Raw genomic sequence first — 269 nt, forward strand, 5'->3', positions numbered from 1 at the left:
GTCTTGAGGTTGAGCGCGATACCCCGCTTGCCGCGATTGACCATCATGAACGACGCCGATTCGCCGCTCGCGAGGATCGGCGCGAAACGGCGGCAATCGTCGCCGCCCGGCATCTTCTCGACCTTGATGACTTCCGCACCCATGTCGGCGAGCATCATGCCGCACACCGGCCCCGACATGATGTGCGCGAGTTCGATCACCTTCATGCCCGCGAGCGGTCCTGCGCCCTGCTTCATCGGCGCTGCGTGCTCCTCAACGTTCATCTCAGC

At 63.9% G+C, this 269-nt stretch carries 1 protein-coding gene; it reads right to left on the minus strand.

Going from position 1 to position 269, the window contains the following annotated elements:
* A partial coding sequence (locus SB751_RS30990; RefSeq protein ID WP_410749145.1) for a CoA transferase occupies positions 1-236 on the minus strand: 236 nt, incomplete at its 3' end.
* Positions 237-269: the final 33 nt, after the last annotated feature.

The sequence above is a fragment of the Cupriavidus sp. SIMBA_020 genome (genome assembly GCF_046535395.1).
Classification (GTDB): Bacteria; Pseudomonadota; Gammaproteobacteria; order Burkholderiales; family Burkholderiaceae; genus Cupriavidus; species Cupriavidus campinensis.